Source organism: Pseudarthrobacter lactosi (assembly GCF_055412785.1).
Genome location: NZ_JBVAYS010000002.1, coordinates 158,225 through 172,155 on the forward strand (window position 1 = coordinate 158,225; position 13,931 = coordinate 172,155).

The 13,931-nt window shown below is 64.4% G+C and carries 15 protein-coding genes; 8 read left to right on the plus strand and 7 right to left on the minus strand.

All coding sequences use genetic code 11. The features are described 5' to 3' along the window. Positions 1-10: 10 nt before the first annotated feature. A complete protein-coding gene (locus ACZY0Q_RS10630) occupies positions 11-1,207 on the minus strand; it encodes a TerC family protein (protein WP_463916561.1) in 1,197 nt (398 codons plus the stop codon). A gap of 137 nt (positions 1,208-1,344) precedes the next feature. Between ACZY0Q_RS10630 and ACZY0Q_RS10635 the strand changes: the two genes are divergently transcribed. After that, a complete protein-coding gene (locus ACZY0Q_RS10635) occupies positions 1,345-3,672 on the plus strand; it encodes an FdhF/YdeP family oxidoreductase (protein WP_463916563.1) in 2,328 nt (775 codons plus the stop codon). A 43-nt stretch (positions 3,673-3,715) separates the two neighbouring features. On the opposite strand, the gene ACZY0Q_RS10640 is transcribed toward ACZY0Q_RS10635, so the two are convergent. Next, on the minus strand, positions 3,716-4,054 hold the full coding sequence (locus ACZY0Q_RS10640) for a DUF6457 domain-containing protein (RefSeq protein ID WP_463916566.1): 339 nt from the start codon (positions 4,052-4,054) through the stop codon (positions 3,716-3,718). A gap of 149 nt (positions 4,055-4,203) precedes the next feature. On the opposite strand from ACZY0Q_RS10640, the gene ACZY0Q_RS10645 reads away from it, so the two are divergent. The 3 genes from ACZY0Q_RS10645 (at position 4,204) to fdhA (ending at position 7,334) form a co-directional block, all read left to right on the plus strand. Beyond that, on the plus strand, positions 4,204-5,460 hold the full coding sequence (locus tag ACZY0Q_RS10645; RefSeq protein ID WP_463916568.1) for a serine hydrolase domain-containing protein: 1,257 nt from the start codon (positions 4,204-4,206) through the stop codon (positions 5,458-5,460). 67 nt (positions 5,461-5,527) lie between these two features. After that, positions 5,528-5,875 carry a GNAT family N-acetyltransferase gene (locus ACZY0Q_RS10650; protein WP_463916570.1) on the plus strand — a complete coding sequence of 116 codons (348 nt, stop codon included), beginning with the start codon at positions 5,528-5,530 and terminating at the stop codon, positions 5,873-5,875. Positions 5,876-6,116: 241 nt separating this feature from the next. Further along, positions 6,117-7,334 carry a formaldehyde dehydrogenase, glutathione-independent gene (gene fdhA, locus ACZY0Q_RS10655; protein WP_463916572.1) on the plus strand — a complete coding sequence of 406 codons (1,218 nt, stop codon included), beginning with the start codon at positions 6,117-6,119 and terminating at the stop codon, positions 7,332-7,334. A 142-nt stretch (positions 7,335-7,476) separates the two neighbouring features. Here fdhA and ACZY0Q_RS10660 read toward each other — a convergent pair whose 3' ends face one another. Beyond that, on the minus strand, positions 7,477-8,661 hold the full coding sequence (locus ACZY0Q_RS10660; protein WP_463916574.1) for a metallophosphoesterase family protein: 1,185 nt from the start codon (positions 8,659-8,661) through the stop codon (positions 7,477-7,479). A 155-nt stretch (positions 8,662-8,816) separates the two neighbouring features. Between ACZY0Q_RS10660 and ACZY0Q_RS10665 the strand changes: the two genes are divergently transcribed. Next, positions 8,817-9,284, plus strand: a complete 468-nt coding sequence (locus tag ACZY0Q_RS10665) for an SRPBCC family protein (RefSeq protein ID WP_463916576.1) — start codon at positions 8,817-8,819, stop codon at positions 9,282-9,284. 55 nt (positions 9,285-9,339) lie between these two features. Here ACZY0Q_RS10665 and ACZY0Q_RS10670 read toward each other — a convergent pair whose 3' ends face one another. Then, the gene (locus tag ACZY0Q_RS10670) at positions 9,340-9,837 is read right to left on the minus strand and encodes a DinB family protein (protein ID WP_463916579.1); all 498 of its coding nucleotides are present in this window, start codon (positions 9,835-9,837) and stop codon (positions 9,340-9,342) included. A 114-nt stretch (positions 9,838-9,951) separates the two neighbouring features. Here ACZY0Q_RS10670 and ACZY0Q_RS10675 point away from each other — a divergent pair, with 114 nt between their 5' ends. Next, complete coding sequence (locus tag ACZY0Q_RS10675; RefSeq protein WP_463916581.1) at positions 9,952-10,275, plus strand: hypothetical protein; 324 nt, start codon at positions 9,952-9,954, stop codon at positions 10,273-10,275. A 38-nt stretch (positions 10,276-10,313) separates the two neighbouring features. Here the strand turns inward: ACZY0Q_RS10675 and ACZY0Q_RS10680 are convergent, their stop codons facing one another. Further along, positions 10,314-10,631, minus strand: a complete 318-nt coding sequence (locus ACZY0Q_RS10680) for a hypothetical protein (protein WP_463916583.1) — start codon at positions 10,629-10,631, stop codon at positions 10,314-10,316. Between the two features lie 78 nt (positions 10,632-10,709). Then, positions 10,710-11,867, minus strand: coding sequence for a glutamate--cysteine ligase (locus ACZY0Q_RS10685; RefSeq protein ID WP_463916584.1), 1,158 nt, complete (start codon positions 11,865-11,867; stop codon positions 10,710-10,712). A gap of 337 nt (positions 11,868-12,204) precedes the next feature. Between ACZY0Q_RS10685 and ACZY0Q_RS10690 the strand changes: the two genes are divergently transcribed. Continuing rightward, positions 12,205-12,585 (plus strand): VOC family protein, encoded by a 381-nt coding sequence (locus ACZY0Q_RS10690; RefSeq protein ID WP_463916586.1) that lies wholly within the window; start codon positions 12,205-12,207, stop codon positions 12,583-12,585. Between the two features lie 123 nt (positions 12,586-12,708). Here ACZY0Q_RS10690 and ACZY0Q_RS10695 read toward each other — a convergent pair whose 3' ends face one another. Then, the gene (locus ACZY0Q_RS10695) at positions 12,709-13,302 is read right to left on the minus strand and encodes a dihydrofolate reductase family protein (protein ID WP_463916588.1); all 594 of its coding nucleotides are present in this window, start codon (positions 13,300-13,302) and stop codon (positions 12,709-12,711) included. 122 nt (positions 13,303-13,424) lie between these two features. Here ACZY0Q_RS10695 and ACZY0Q_RS10700 point away from each other — a divergent pair, with 122 nt between their 5' ends. Then, on the plus strand, positions 13,425-13,928 hold the full coding sequence (locus tag ACZY0Q_RS10700; protein WP_463916591.1) for a mycothiol transferase: 504 nt from the start codon (positions 13,425-13,427) through the stop codon (positions 13,926-13,928). Positions 13,929-13,931: the final 3 nt, after the last annotated feature.

The window sequence follows — 13,931 nt, forward strand, 5'->3', positions numbered from 1 at the left end:
CCGCGATGAACTATTCCTGCGCGGCCCGGACCTGGGCCTGATCGTGCTCGGCGTGGGCTTTGCGGAGGAGGTCCATAAATTCGGTTTCGTTGCGGATGAGCCGTTTGTACTTCTCCGGCAGGCTGCGGAGCTGGTTTTCCTCCCGGACCATCCGGGCGAACAGTTTGTCCCGCTCCGCCATGTCCGTTTCGTAGTTGAGGTCCAGATACTCGGTGGCGTGCCGTTTGGCGCCCGACACCGCGTTTTTGGCCTTGCCCTTGGGGCTGAAGATCGAGGCCAGTACGGTGATCACCAGGACGCCAAGGATCACGGTCAGGGACACGCCGGTGCTGACCTCCACCACGCTGACGTGCTCGCCGTCGTTGACAAAGGGCAGGGTGTTCTCGTGCAGGGCATGCAGGATGAGTTTGACGCCGATGAAGCCGAGGATGGCGGCGAGGCCGTAGGCAAGGAAGATCAGCCGGTCCAGCAGTCCGTCGATCAGGAAGAAGAGCTGGCGCAGGCCCATCAGCGAGAACGCGGTGGCGGTGAAGACGATGAAGACGTTCTGGGTGAGGCCGAAGATGGCGGGGATGGAGTCCAGCGCAAACAGGATGTCGGTGCCGCCGATGGCCACCATCACCAGGAGCATCGGGGTGAGGACACGCTTGCCGTTCTCCATTGTGAACAGTTTGTCGCCGTCGTAATGTTCCGACGCCGGGAGGAAGCGTTTGGCGAGCCTGACCACCAAACCCTCGGAGTCGTCGTCGTGATTGTCCGGCTTGAGCAGGTTCCCTGCGGTGATCAGCAGGATCAGGCCGAAGATGTAGAACACCCACGCGAAGCTGTTGATCAGGGCGGCGCCGAGGAAAATGAAGGCCGTCCGGGCTATCAGCGAGAAGACGATGCCGAACAACAGCACCTTCTGCTGGTCCGCGCGGGGGACCTTGAAGCTGGCCATGATGATGAGGAACACAAAGAGGTTGTCGACTGAGAGGGCCTTCTCCGTGACGTACCCGGCGAAGTACTCGGTGCCCATGGTGGTGCCGCCGAAGAACAGCACACCCAGGCCAAAGAGGAGGGCAATCCCCACATAGATGGAGGACCAAATGGCCGATTCCTTGAGTGTGGGGGTGTGGGCCTTCCGCACGTGAAAGAAGAAGTCGAAAGCCAGTAGGCCCACGATTCCCGCGATGGTCATGGTCCAGACAAAGGGAGGGACGTCCATCTGTCCACCCTACCTAGGCGTTTGCCGTTAGTCCTGCTTGACTTGGATGACCCCCTGAACAAGGGTGGACAGGGACCGTCAAACCGCTGAAAACCCGGTGGGTCGACGGTGAGGGCTTGAATCAAGGAGAGTGCAACGTGGCACGCAAGAATCCGCGCGTGGAAGAGGCCAACGAGGCTGACATCGAGGTCAGCGGCCACCCCAAGACGTGGGCCGCCGGTGTGCCGGGCGTCTACCATTCCCTGGAGCCGGCCGTGCAGCATATGGGTGTAGTCAGGACCGGGAAGACCCTGCTGGCACTGAATCAGAAGGACGGCTTCGACTGCATGAGCTGCGCGTGGCCGGACCCCGGGCACCGCAAGACATTCGAGTTCTGCGAAAACGGCGCCAAAGCTGTCACCTGGGAAGCCACGCCGGTGGTGATCGGGTCCGACTTCTGGGCTGAGAACCCGGTCAGTGAGCTACGGCAGAGGTCCGAGTACTGGCTGGGCATGCAGGGCCGCCTCACCGAGCCTGTGTACAAGCCAGCGGGGGAGGACCACTACCGCCCGGTCAGCTGGGAGCAGGCCTTCACCATAGCGGCGGACAAGCTCAAGGGGCTGCCGAGCCCGGACCAGGCCGCCTTTTACACCAGCGGCCGAACCTCCAACGAGGCCGCGTTCCTCTACCAGCTGTTTGTCCGCGCCTACGGGACAAACAACCTGCCGGACTGCTCCAACATGTGCCACGAGTCCTCTGGCTGGGCGATGGGCCAGACCATCGGGATCGGCAAGGCCACCATCTCCTACGATGACTTCGCCAAGGCGGACCTGATCATCGTGATGGGCCAGAACCCGGGCACCAACCACCCGCGGATGCTGACCGCGCTGGAAGAGGCCAAGGAGGCCGGAGCGGGCATTGTGGCCGTGAATCCGCTGCCGGAAGCGGGCCTGATGCGCTACAAGAACCCGCAGAAGGTGAAGGGGATCATTGGCCGCGGCACGGAGATTGCCGACCAGTTCCTGCAGGTCCGCATCGGCGGGGATATGGCCCTGCTCCAGGCCGTTTCCAAACGGGTCCTGGACGCGGAGGCCGCGAATCCGGGGACCGTGCTGGACCATGCATTCCTCGCCGAACACTGCCAGGGCCTCGAGGAGCTCCGCGAGCATCTTGCCCAGCTGGACGAGGCTGCCGTGCTGGCGGCCACCGGCCTGCAGTCTGAGGAGATCAACGAGCTCGCGGATCGCTACCTCAGGGCGGAGAAGGTGATCATCACCTGGGCCATGGGCATTACCCAGCACAAGAAGGGGGTGGCCACCATCAAGGAGATCATCAACCTCCTGCTGCTCCGAGGCAACATCGGCAAGCCCGGCGCCGGCGCCTCTCCCATCCGCGGGCACAGCAACGTCCAGGGCGACCGCACCATGGGCATCTGGGAGCAGATGCCGCCGGCCTTTATGGACGCCCTGGGCAAGGAGTTCAGCTTTGAACCGCCCCGCGAACACGGCGTGGACGCCGTGGAAACCATCAGGCAAATGCGCGACGGCGGCATCAGGGTTTTTGTGGCCATGGGCGGCAACTTCGTAGGCGCCATTTCGGACACGCACGCGGCGTTCGCGGCGATGGAGAACACCGAGCTGTCGGTCCAGATTTCCACCAAGCTCAACCGTTCGCACACCGTCACAGGATCTGAGGCGCTGATCCTGCCCACGATGGGCCGCACGGAGATCGACATGCAGGAATCCGGTCCGCAGTTTGTGTCCGTGGAGGACACGGTCTGCGCGGTCCACGCCTCGCAGGGAACCGTGAAACCGGTGGCGCCGGGTCTGCTCTCCGAGGTTGCCATCGTCAGCAGGCTGGCCCACAAAGTGGTGGGTGACTCCGTGCAGGCGGACTGGGCCGGGTTCGAGAAGAATTACGACCTCATCCGGGACCACATCTCGCGCGTGGTCAGCGGCTGCGAGGACTACAACCTGAAGATCCGGCAGGATGGCGGCTTTGTACTGCCGAACGGGCCGCGGGATTCGCGGACGTTCACCACCCCGACGGGCAAGGCGATGCTCACGGTCAACGAGCTTCAGCATGTGGAGCGGCCGGCCGGAACGCTGATCCTGCAGAGCATGCGCTCGCACGACCAGTTCAACACCACCATCTACGGCAACAACGACCGCTACCGCGGCATCAAGAAGGGCCGCGAAGTGGTGTTCGTCAGCCCCGGGGACCTCGCCGAACTGGGACTCAGCGACGGTCAGCACGTGGACATCCACGGCGTGTACCCGGACAACGTGGAGCGCGTCTTGCGAAATTTCCGGGTGGTCTCCTACCCGACCGCGGCCGGTTGCGCGGCGGCTTACTACCCTGAGGCCAACGTGCTGGTGCCGCTGGAGAGTGTGGCCGAAGGCAGCCAGACGCCGGCGTCGAAAGCTGTGATCGTCAGGCTGGAGCCGGTAGCCGTGCTGGTTAAGGAACCGACCGCCGCGGGATAGATGATACTCGGGCCAGAACCCTTGATGGGGGGTCCGGGACCCGCTACTGACCCGTGTCCGCCCAGCCGCCGGCGGCCGGGCCGCCGTCGTGCCCGTCCTCGCACAGCCGGAAGGCGACGTCGGCCGCCTGGGTGACTGCCGCCGTCGACTCCTTCTTGGTCCCGCTGGCCGCCCCGCTGCCGTTGCCGGCGGCGAGCCCTGCGGCGTAGCCCACCAGGAACGTGGTGACCGGTGCGGCCGCATGGATCACCGAGCCGGCGGACTTCCTGGCCAGGTCAAGGAGGAGTTCCTGATCCACCTCCAGGTCCAGGATCTGCAGGGCCTGGGCCAGCCGGTGGGTCCACTGGTCCAGAACCTGCGCTTCGTTCTCGTCAACAGCCATGTTCGCTCCTAGGTTTCCCGGTTCGCTGCTAGTGACCGGCAGGGGGGGTCCTTGCCCGTTGCCCACGACACTACAAGGCCACGGCGGCTGCGTCACCGGTCTCGCGAAGCCTTCCTTGACACTTCCTTTGGCCCTGAGGAACATCGAAGGTGCCGGGGCAGCTGGCGGGTCTCTTGGGAGTCCAGCTGCTGGCCGGCCCCGTGGAGGGACAGGGGATGCGGGCAGGCGTTTATGGCTCGGGCTCCTCCCGCCTTGCGGCCGCCGTTGCAGCGGCAGCGCTGGTGGCTTCGCTCGCAGGCTGCACCAGTGCCCCCGATCCGCTGGATCAGCAGTCCCCGACCGTTCAATCCACGACGACGGCGTCCGCCACTGCCCCGAAGGAGCGGGCCTTTGTTGCCGTGCTGGAAAAATACAGCGAGGAAATGCGCGCAGGGGGAGCCACAGCAGTCATCATCCAGTTGAAGTCAAGGCTGGGAGAATGGTCCTCGGCCGTCGGCGTCCGAAGCCTTGAGACCCGGGAGCCTGTGCAGCTGAGCGACCAGACCCATATCGGCGACATCACCACCACCATGGTGGCGGTGTCGGTCATGAAGCTGGTGGAGGAAGGGATGGTCGAGCTGGATGACCCCATCCAGAAGTACCTGCCGGACTTCGAGAGCATCAGCAAGCCACCTGGACCCATCACCATCCGCAGCTTGCTCAGTCATCGGTCCGGGATGCCCGACTACTGGGTATCGCCCGTCCAAATAGGGGAAGGGCCCTTCACCCATGAGGAACGTGTGCGGTTCGTTGCGGGCATGCCTTGGACCGGCGGATCCGGAAGCCTGTACAGCTACTCCGGCGCCAACTATTCGGCGTTGGCCCTGCTCGTCGAGAAGCTGCGGGGAAAGGACATCGGAGCGGTCATCCGCGCCGACAACGAGGAGCCGCTGGGGCTGAAGGACACCCTGATGATGGGGGATGAGCCGGGCCCGCAGGGGATGCTCCACGGCTACACCCGGACGGAAACCGGCGAGCTGGTGGACAACGCCCTGAGTCCGTTCCACAAGGGTTCCCCCGAGACGGGCATGATTTCCACGGTCACCGAACTCAACACCTTTTTCGCCGCCCTGCAGAAAGGGAGCCTGCTGACGCCCCAAAGCGTGCAGGAGATGCATCAGCCGAAATACGAAACGTTCGGCCTCGGTATCGTCAGGCTGTACGACTCGTGCTCAAACCATGATTACTTCGGCAATGTCGGGGTGGTGCCGGGATACGCGGCGCTCGCGTTGATCAGCGCGGACGGGTCCCGGCAGGTGGCCATGGCGGTGGCCCGGCCTCCGTCACCGGAAATGATGGGCTTCGATGATCCGCAGTCGCTCGAGATGGCTGAAGCAGCCGTGAATGCGCTCAACCTGGCCTGTTAGCGGGAGACGAAATAAGGGCCGGGGTACCGTGGTTAGGCTGTAGCAGAAGCCGAACCGAGGAGATTCCATGCACGATGTCACCATCCGCCACAACCCGGAGCGGCAGCGCTTCGAAGTGCTGACCGGCGGAAACGTTATTGGTAAGGCCGTGTACAAGGAGTACGACGACGGCGGCTCACCGCAGCGGATTTTCTACCACACCGTGATCAACGAGGAATACGGTGGCCAGGGACTCGCGGGCAAGCTCGCCAAGGCGGCGCTCCAGGCAACAGTTGACGAGGGGCGCGCCATCGTCCCGGTCTGCCCGTTCATCAAGAAGTACCTCCGCAAGCACCCGGATTACGTCGCAGCCGCGGTGGCTACTACGCCCGCGCACCTGGAGTTCCTGAACACGGCCTTGGCTGCCCGGGCCTGATCTGGCCCCGGCCTGGCCCGCGCCGGACTTGCGCCTTCCCTGGTGGGAACAGAAATCTTAGGGCTCTTGGCCCTAGACCCCTGGGAGCAGCCGTGCCTACACTGGCCGGACCCCCCAACGCCAGGAAAACATCCAGCTGCTCAAGCAACGGGCAGGCCCTGCAGCTGGGGGATCCATTGCAGCACTTCACAACTCACGGCTACCCCACGAAGGCACGCCGTGCCGACGCGAGGAGAGCAGGATGTCAGGGAACAAAGCCGTTGCCTACAAGGAACCCGGCAAGGTGGAACTGATCGATATCGATTACCCCACCTTCGAACTCAAAGACGGACCGGGCGTCAACCCGGCGAACGTGGGGCGCACCGTGCCTCATGGGGCCATCATCAAGACTGTGGCCACCAACATCTGCGGTTCAGACCAGCACATGGTCCGCGGCCGCACCACAGCACCCTCCGACCTGGTGCTGGGGCATGAAATCACCGGCGAAGTGGTGGAGGTGGGTCCCGGCGTCGAATTCATCAAAGTCGGTGACATCTGTTCGGTGCCCTTCAATATCGCCTGCGGCCGGTGCCGGAACTGCAAGGAACGCAAAACCGGGATCTGCCTGAACGTTAATCCGGACCGTCCGGGCAGCGCCTATGGCTATGTGGACATGGGCGGCTGGGTGGGCGGCCAGGCCAACTACGTGCTGGTCCCTTACGCGGACTGGAACCTGTTGAAGTTCCCGGACAAGGACCAGGCCATGGAGAAGATCATGGACCTGGCCATGCTCTCGGATATCTTCCCCACCGGCTTCCACGGCGCTGTGACAGCGGGGGTGGGCGTGGGTTCCACGGTGTACGTAGCCGGGGCCGGACCTGTTGGCCTCGCAGCGGCCACCAGCGCCCACCTGCTGGGTGCCGCCGTCGTGATTGTGGGGGACCTGAACGAGGACCGGCTGAAGCAGGCCCGCAGTTTCGGGTGCGAAACCATTGACCTGAGCAAAGGCGGGCCGGCGGAGCAGATCGAGCAGATCCTGGGTGTTCCGGAGGTGGACTGCGGCGTGGACGCAGTGGGCTTCGAGGCCCGGGGCCACGGCCACGGCCACGACGCCAAGGAGGCGCCTGCGACGGTGCTGAATTCACTGATGGAGATCACTGCAGCCGGCGGGGCACTGGGCATTCCCGGGCTGTACGTCACGGGTGATCCGGGCGGTGTGGACGAGGCGGCCAAGAAGGGCGCGCTGAGCCTGAGCCTGGGCACCGGCTGGGCGAAGTCGCTGAGCTTCACCACAGGGCAGTGTCCGGTGATGAAGTACAACCGGCAGCTGATGATGGCCATCCTGCACGACAAGGTGAACATCGCCAAGAACGTCAACGCCAAAGCCATCAGCCTCGAGGATGCCCCCAAGGGCTACGCCGAGTTCGACGCCGGCGCGGCCACCAAGTACGTCCTTAACCCGAACGGATACCTCAGCTGAGCCACTGCCGGGTTTGATGCGGCGGCGCAAAGTGACCCGCCCCGGGTCACTTTGGGGCAGTGTGCCGACGCCGGGTGATTGACTACAGCGGCGGTGCCTCCACCTCAAGTGGGGGCACCGCCTCGGCCGGTGTAGTTCCGCGCTAGAGCTGCGCCGCATCCAGCGGCTGCGGAACGATCGGCTGATCGTTGGCAGTCAGGTCTATACCCAGGTCCTTGGCGAAGACCAGCCGGGTCTCCTTGTAGATTCCGGGGTGGTTCTCATCCAGCTCAAAGACCCGTGCCCCGCGCAAGCGGTTCCGCTCGGCACCGGGGAGCCCGTAGGCGCCGAAGCCGGTGCCGGGCGCGTAACCGAGCTGCACACCGTAGTAGTTGCCCACGTACGTGTTGACGTGGTCGTGGCCCACAAAGTAACCCAGGACGTCCCCACGCTCCAGGAAGGCACTGAACAGGCCGGAGTTGATGGGACCGGGGCATTCGTCCTCGTTCCGTTCGCCGATGATGTTGTGCTTCGTGAGGGCCCGGGCGTGATCCGAGTCTGTCCGCGAGTCGAGGCTGGAGAACCACATGTTGCGGTGCTCGTGGAGCGCGATGTGGCCCCACATCAGGGACGGGACCTTCTTGCCGTACTTTTGCTCCGTAGCGATCGACAGGTTGCGGTACCAGGTGACCTGGTCCATACGTACCCAGTCCCAGTCCGGGTAGCCTTCGAAATCCTGTCCGTTGATAGCGTCTGGGGCATATCGGCCGGTGTCTATAAGCCACAGGCCGAAGGCCGGTGCCTTGGACTTGGCGGACTGAACAAGCAGCAGCGAGTTTGATGTCCCGGTCAGGCCAGGCGTGGAGTCGCCGTTCATATTGAATTCGTAGGTCTGGAGGAACTGCAGCATCTTGGCCTCGGTCATGCCCGTCCGAGCCACGGAGTCCTCGTCGTGGTTGCCGAACGTGACGGCCCAAGGGATCTGCCGGCGCTCCATGGGCTGGACCACGTGGTTGAGTGCCTGCTTAACCTCCAGCTCGGAGTCGCAGCCGCCGTTGATCACATCGCCGTTGATCACGACGAAGTCCGGCTTTTCCGCGTCCAGGGTCTTGTCCATGAGCTCGATCGTGCGGCGGTCCGTCTGCTCGTCGTCCTGGGTGTCGTTGAACTGGACCACCTTGAAACCGCCGTCGGTCCGGAAGGCGAGGCTGGGCTTGGGTGCCTTCGGACCCGGAGCCGCGCTGCTTCCGGCGGCCGCTGCCACTGTGAGTCCCAGCGCGCCAATCGTTCCGGCAGCAGCCAGCGCGGCCCTCCGGCTGAGGTTGTGCTGGTGGAGTCCGGTGGTCATCGTTGCCTCTTTCACTGGTGCGGCCGCAGTTCCGGCCGTGGATCCTGCGACTGTAGGCCAGCTAGGTAGCGGGCGCCGGAACAGGTGGTGAACACAACAACTGTCGCCCCGCCGGGGCTGGCGGGTTCACCGGCCCATCCGCCTATGATGGCCGCATGTCATCTTATGAAGTCACCCGCAGCACCCTCATTCCTGCCCCCGCGGAAGACGTGTTTCCACTGGTCAACAGCTTTCTCGAGTGGACCAAATGGTCGCCGTGGGAGAACGTGGATCCGGAATTGAACCGATCGTATTCGGGCAGTGACACCGGAGTGGGGGCCAAGTATGCCTGGAGCGGCAACCGCAAGGCGGGCAGCGGAAACATGGAGATTGTCGAGTCGGACGCTCCCCGGACCATTAAGGTCCGCGTTGAGTTCACAAAGCCGTTCAAGGCTGTGAATCCCACCATATTTACGTTAACGCCGGCCGACGGCGGAACCCAGGTCACGTGGCGAATGACCGGCGAGAACAAGGGGCTCGCGAAGGTTTTCGCCCTGTTTATGAACATGGACAAGTTCATCGGTGCCGATTTTGAGCGAGGACTGGCCGCGCTTTCCATCGCCGCGACGGCCAACAAAGCCTGACCCGGGCCTGACGCCGGGGGGCCGGCGCCTGCCCCGGCCCGGCGTTTGCCCGGCGTCAGCCGGTGAGGATCTGTTCCCGAAGAATGTCTGCGTGCCCGCAGTGCTGGGCGAACTCACGCAGCACGTGCAGGTATACCCAGCGCAGGGGGAGCGGGCCGCGGCGGTTGCCGGGGAGCGCGTCGTCGAGATCCAACAACGACGTCGCCTGGCGAGATGCCTCGCAAGCCTCGCGGTGGGACTGCCGGACGCTGGCGATGGTGTCCTGCTCCGTGAGGATGAACGATTCGTCCGGTGAGGCGGGGATGCCGATCTCGGCGCGCGACCGGCACGTGATGGCCTCGTCGAACCAGACTTTCTCCACAAAGACCGCGTGCTTCACCAAGCCAAGAAGGGTGGTGCGGGATGCCACCAGCGACCGGCGCGCCTGCTCCTCGGTGAGGCCATCCAGACAGGCGTTGAGCATGTTCCGGTGCTCATCAATGAAGTCCTCGAACTGGGCACGGGCGGGCTGGTGGATGGCGTTCTCGGCGAACGCGGCTGAGGGAGCAGGCATCCCCGAAGTATTGCAAGGGCAGGGCCCCGCGGCAATGCGCGGCTCGCTGGAGGAGGGTCCGACGTCGGCCGCTCAGCCATGGTGATCGCGGCGCCGCACGCCTAGGGTGAGGTTATGTCCGACTCTTTTTCGTCCTTCGTGGACACCTTCAAAAACATCGGCGTCACCAAGGCTTATGGCCCGCCCGTCCAGGTGGGTGGGGAAGAAATCGTCCCGGTTGCCCTGGTGTCCTTTGGGTTCGGCGGAGGCGGTGAAGCTGGCGATGGTGCCTCCGGCGGGGGTGGCGGCGGGATGGTGCTGCCGCTGGGTGCGTACCGGAGCGTCGGCGGGCGCGCGGCGTTCCGTCCCAACACCGTAGTCACACTGATGTGCCAGGTCCCGGTGATCCTGGCCGTCGGCGCCGCCGCAGGCCGGGCCATCCGCGCCGCGCGGTCCTAGCAGTGCCCGGGCAGAAGCCTGCCTAACCAGAAGCCCGACTAGCCGGAGGCGCGGCGGCTGCGCGCCTGGCGCGCCAGCCTGATGAACCCGTAGATGAACACGGCTTCGATCAGCACCATCAGCCCGAGCAGCAGCCACTGCCCCTGGGCGATGAAGACCACTGCGCCGGTGAGCACCAGCGTGGTTCCGAGCGCTAACGCGTACACGGCGAAGCCGAGGGCCACTTTGGCGCTACGCACACCCGTTCGGAAGCCAAAGCCCACCGGTTCGCCGCCGGGGTAGCCGGCCACACGGTCCGGGACGGCAGGCTTGAGCCTGTCGAATTCCGCCCAAGGGTCCGGATCCTGATTGCTCATGCTTCCATTATCCCGCGGTTCCCCGGCCCGCCCGACGAGAGACCGGAGCCCCCGGATTTGCTCTATCAGCTTTGGTTGCTAAACCACGGGGTTGGGGACCAAAAGTGAGAGATCATCCTGGGTGCTCGACTCGTAGAAGGCCGGCTCCTGGTGCGTAACCACGACGGCGTCGCTCACCACGTCAGCCAGCCTGCCGTGGCGGGCATAGGCCTGCCGCTGCAGCTTGGCGCCGGTTCCATTGCTGAAGATCCGCTGCAGGGATGCCTTGGCGTAGGCTTCGTCGCCTGCCTCGACCAGTGCGTCGCGGACATGGTTATGGAGCGCGGCGATGACGTCGCGTGCAGACTCCGGCTTGTGGGTCAGCGGGTTCAGCAGCTCGCCCTGGATTCCCCACCGGCTGGCCAGCCAGGAACCCTGACGCAGGATGATGGCCGAAACCATGTCCGGCGCCTGGCCGGATTTCCATTCCCGGGAAGCGGTCTCCACCAGACCGCGCACCAGGGCAGCGATCAGGACGGTGTCGCGGGGATCGAGGCAAACGTCGGACACCCGGATCTCCACAGTGGGGTGGCGGGCAGAGAGGCGGGCATCAAAATCAGGGTTGTTTACTACCCCCGTTGCGGCCAGATCGGCTACGCGCTGGTGGTACGCCTGGGCAGAGCCAAAGATTTCCGTCGGCCCGGCGGAGGACCACCTGTTCCAGGCCTGGGTGCGGTAGCTGGCATAGCCGCTGTCAGCGCCGTCCCAGAACGGGGAGTTGGAGGTCAACGCCATCAGCGGGGGCAGCCAGGACCTGATGCGGTCCAGGATCGCGACGCCTTCCTCGTCGGAGTCAACGGAGACATGGATGTGGCAGCCGCACGTCAGCTGTTTACGGGCCGTGACAGCAAACTTTTCCAGCAGCGCGTCATAGCGGGTGTTGCTTGTGGAATGGGGTGTCACCGCCAGCGGCGACGTGGCGAGGGCGGCGATCCGGGCGCCCGCTTTCCGGGCAAGCGAGTCCGCAAGGGCTCGGCCGGACAGGATCTCGGCGGAGAGCCCGCTCAGGGTGCTGTGCGGGTGGGTGATCACTTCGATCTGTTCCTGGTGAAGCTCGACGGCGAGCATCGGGTGCGCGGAAAGGTCCCCGGGTTCGCCCGGGTCCTGGAGACGCAGAAGGTCTGCGGCCAGGGGCAGGGGACTGCCGTTGGAGGGATCAACGATCAGGAATTCTTCTTCTACACCAAAAGTACGCACTAACTAAGTGTGCGGCACCAGAAGCAGCCCCAGATCCACACTTGTTCCCGGCGTCCGTAGGGGCATCCGTGAAGGCACAGCGAGGCATCCTGGAGGGCCACCTGAAGCAGTTGAAATCCCCTATATCCGCGGGTGCCCTTTCAGTTCCATAATGGCCACATAGGCTTCGGGGACCCTCGTGCCGGTGATGGCTGGCGCGGCGCAGGAGAGTCCCAGGTGGCCGCTCCGGCACTTGGCGCAAGGGGCGGCCACGCGGCACCGGACAACGCTGTTCCGGATCCGCTACCGGGGGAAAGCATCGCCACCAACGCGAAAGCAAGGCACAAAGGAAATCATCATGCTCAAGGATTCAACCATCATGGCAGTCCTCGCTGCGAAGGACATCAAGCGGGCGAAGGATTTCTACCGCGACAAGCTGGGCCTGGAACCATCGGAGTCCATGGAGGACGACAGCCTGATGTACAGCGGTGGCAACGGAACCGGCTTCCTGATTTACCAGACAGAGAATGCCGGGACGGCCAAGAACACCCAGATGGGCTGGGAAACGGACAACCTTGAAGGCGAGATGGAGGAACTGCGGGGCCGCGGCGTCGTCTTTGAAGACTACGATTTCCCCGGCCTGAAGACGGAGAACGGCGTTGCCGACAATGACTGGGGGAAGTCCGCCTGGTTCCTGGACAGCGAAGGGAACATTCTCAACATCTCCCAGCGCAAGTAGCCAGCCGCGGGGCTGATTGGCGCACGAAGGGGCTGCACTTGCCGCGAAGGCAGGTGCGCCCCCTCGCGCGCCCCCTCAGGAATCGACGCGCCACCTTCGTGCCGGCCCTGAAATTTCAGGTTCCTACTGAGCCGCTGAGACAGCGTGATAGGTGGCGATCACGACGCCGGTCGTTGTGGTTACGCTACTGGCGAGCCGGAGTTCTGACGAAGGGCCGCCGTCAGGGAACAGGTGGCGGCCCGAACCGAGAACCAGCGGATGGATGAGGAGCACGTACTCGTCGATGAGGTTCCCGCTACTCAGCGACTGGATCAGCTCACCGCTGCCCAGGATGGCGATGTCCGGCCCCGGCTCCTTCTTGAGGGCGGCCACGGCCATTGTTGCATTGCCCTGGAGCAGTGTTGAGTTCTTCCAGGGCAATGGTTCGGCCAGGGTCCTTGAGGCGACGTATTTCCGGATGTTGTCCAGGACCTCGGTGAAGGGGTTGTCTGTTTGGTGCGGCCAGTAGCCGGCGAAGTCCTCATAGGTGCGCCGCCCCAGTAAGAGGGCACCTGTTTGTGCCATCCCCTCACCCATCACACGTCCCATGACGGGGTCGTTGTAGGGCAACGCCCAGCCGCCACGCTGGAACCCTCCGCGGGTGTCCTCGTCGGGACGGCCCGGCGCCTGCATGACCCCGTCCAGCGACAGGTTAATGGTGACGCTCACTTTTCTCATGGTGGTTTCCTTGAGGTACCCATGCGCGGTTGGATAACGCTTCCATTGTCCCGCGCTATCCGGCGGTGGGGCGAGCGTGTAAGCATGGGGCTCAGTGAAAATGGCACGTTGAGGAGGACCTGATGAAATCCAAGGAACTGTTGCTGGACACCTTCGGCCGGATCAGGGAGACGGTGGAGGCCACGCTTGAAGGGCTCGACGACGGGTCGCTGGCACGGCGGCCGGCGGGCACGGGGAACTCTGTTGCATGGCTGATCTGGCACCTCGCCCGCGTGGAGGACGCCCAGGTGGGTTCCGCCGCTGGCCTGGACCAGGTTTGGACGTCACAGGACTTTGCCGGCCGTTTTGGCCTGCCGCTGACAGACCGTGACACGGGGTACGGTCACTCGAGCCACCAGGTCGACGCGGTGCGCGCCCGTCCGGAACTTCTCCTGGAGTACTACGACGCCGTTCACCGGCAGACCGCAGTATTCCTGGAGACACTCACCGATGAGGACTTGGACCGGATCGTTGACAAACGTTGGGATCCGCCCGTTACCCTCGGCGTGCGGCTGGTCAGCACCATTGCCGACTGCCTCCAGCACGTGGGGCAGGCCGCGTACGCCAAAGGGCTGAACTCCGGGTAGGGG

Coding starts and splice junctions, on each gene's coding strand:
- ACZY0Q_RS10630 (WP_463916561.1), bottom strand. CDS start 1,207: ATGGACGTCCCTCCCTTTGTCTGGACCATGACCATCGCGGGAATCGTG.
- ACZY0Q_RS10640 (WP_463916566.1), bottom strand. CDS start 4,054: ATGGCTGTTGACGAGAACGAAGCGCAGGTTCTGGACCAGTGGACCCAC.
- ACZY0Q_RS10650 (WP_463916570.1), top strand. CDS start 5,528: ATGCACGATGTCACCATCCGCCACAACCCGGAGCGGCAGCGCTTCGAA.
- fdhA (WP_463916572.1), top strand. CDS start 6,117: ATGTCAGGGAACAAAGCCGTTGCCTACAAGGAACCCGGCAAGGTGGAA.
- ACZY0Q_RS10660 (WP_463916574.1), bottom strand. CDS start 8,661: ATGACCACCGGACTCCACCAGCACAACCTCAGCCGGAGGGCCGCGCTG.
- ACZY0Q_RS10665 (WP_463916576.1), top strand. CDS start 8,817: ATGTCATCTTATGAAGTCACCCGCAGCACCCTCATTCCTGCCCCCGCG.
- ACZY0Q_RS10670 (WP_463916579.1), bottom strand. CDS start 9,837: ATGCCTGCTCCCTCAGCCGCGTTCGCCGAGAACGCCATCCACCAGCCC.
- ACZY0Q_RS10675 (WP_463916581.1), top strand. CDS start 9,952: ATGTCCGACTCTTTTTCGTCCTTCGTGGACACCTTCAAAAACATCGGC.
- ACZY0Q_RS10680 (WP_463916583.1), bottom strand. CDS start 10,631: ATGAGCAATCAGGATCCGGACCCTTGGGCGGAATTCGACAGGCTCAAG.
- ACZY0Q_RS10690 (WP_463916586.1), top strand. CDS start 12,205: ATGCTCAAGGATTCAACCATCATGGCAGTCCTCGCTGCGAAGGACATC.
- ACZY0Q_RS10695 (WP_463916588.1), bottom strand. CDS start 13,302: ATGAGAAAAGTGAGCGTCACCATTAACCTGTCGCTGGACGGGGTCATG.
- ACZY0Q_RS10700 (WP_463916591.1), top strand. CDS start 13,425: ATGAAATCCAAGGAACTGTTGCTGGACACCTTCGGCCGGATCAGGGAG.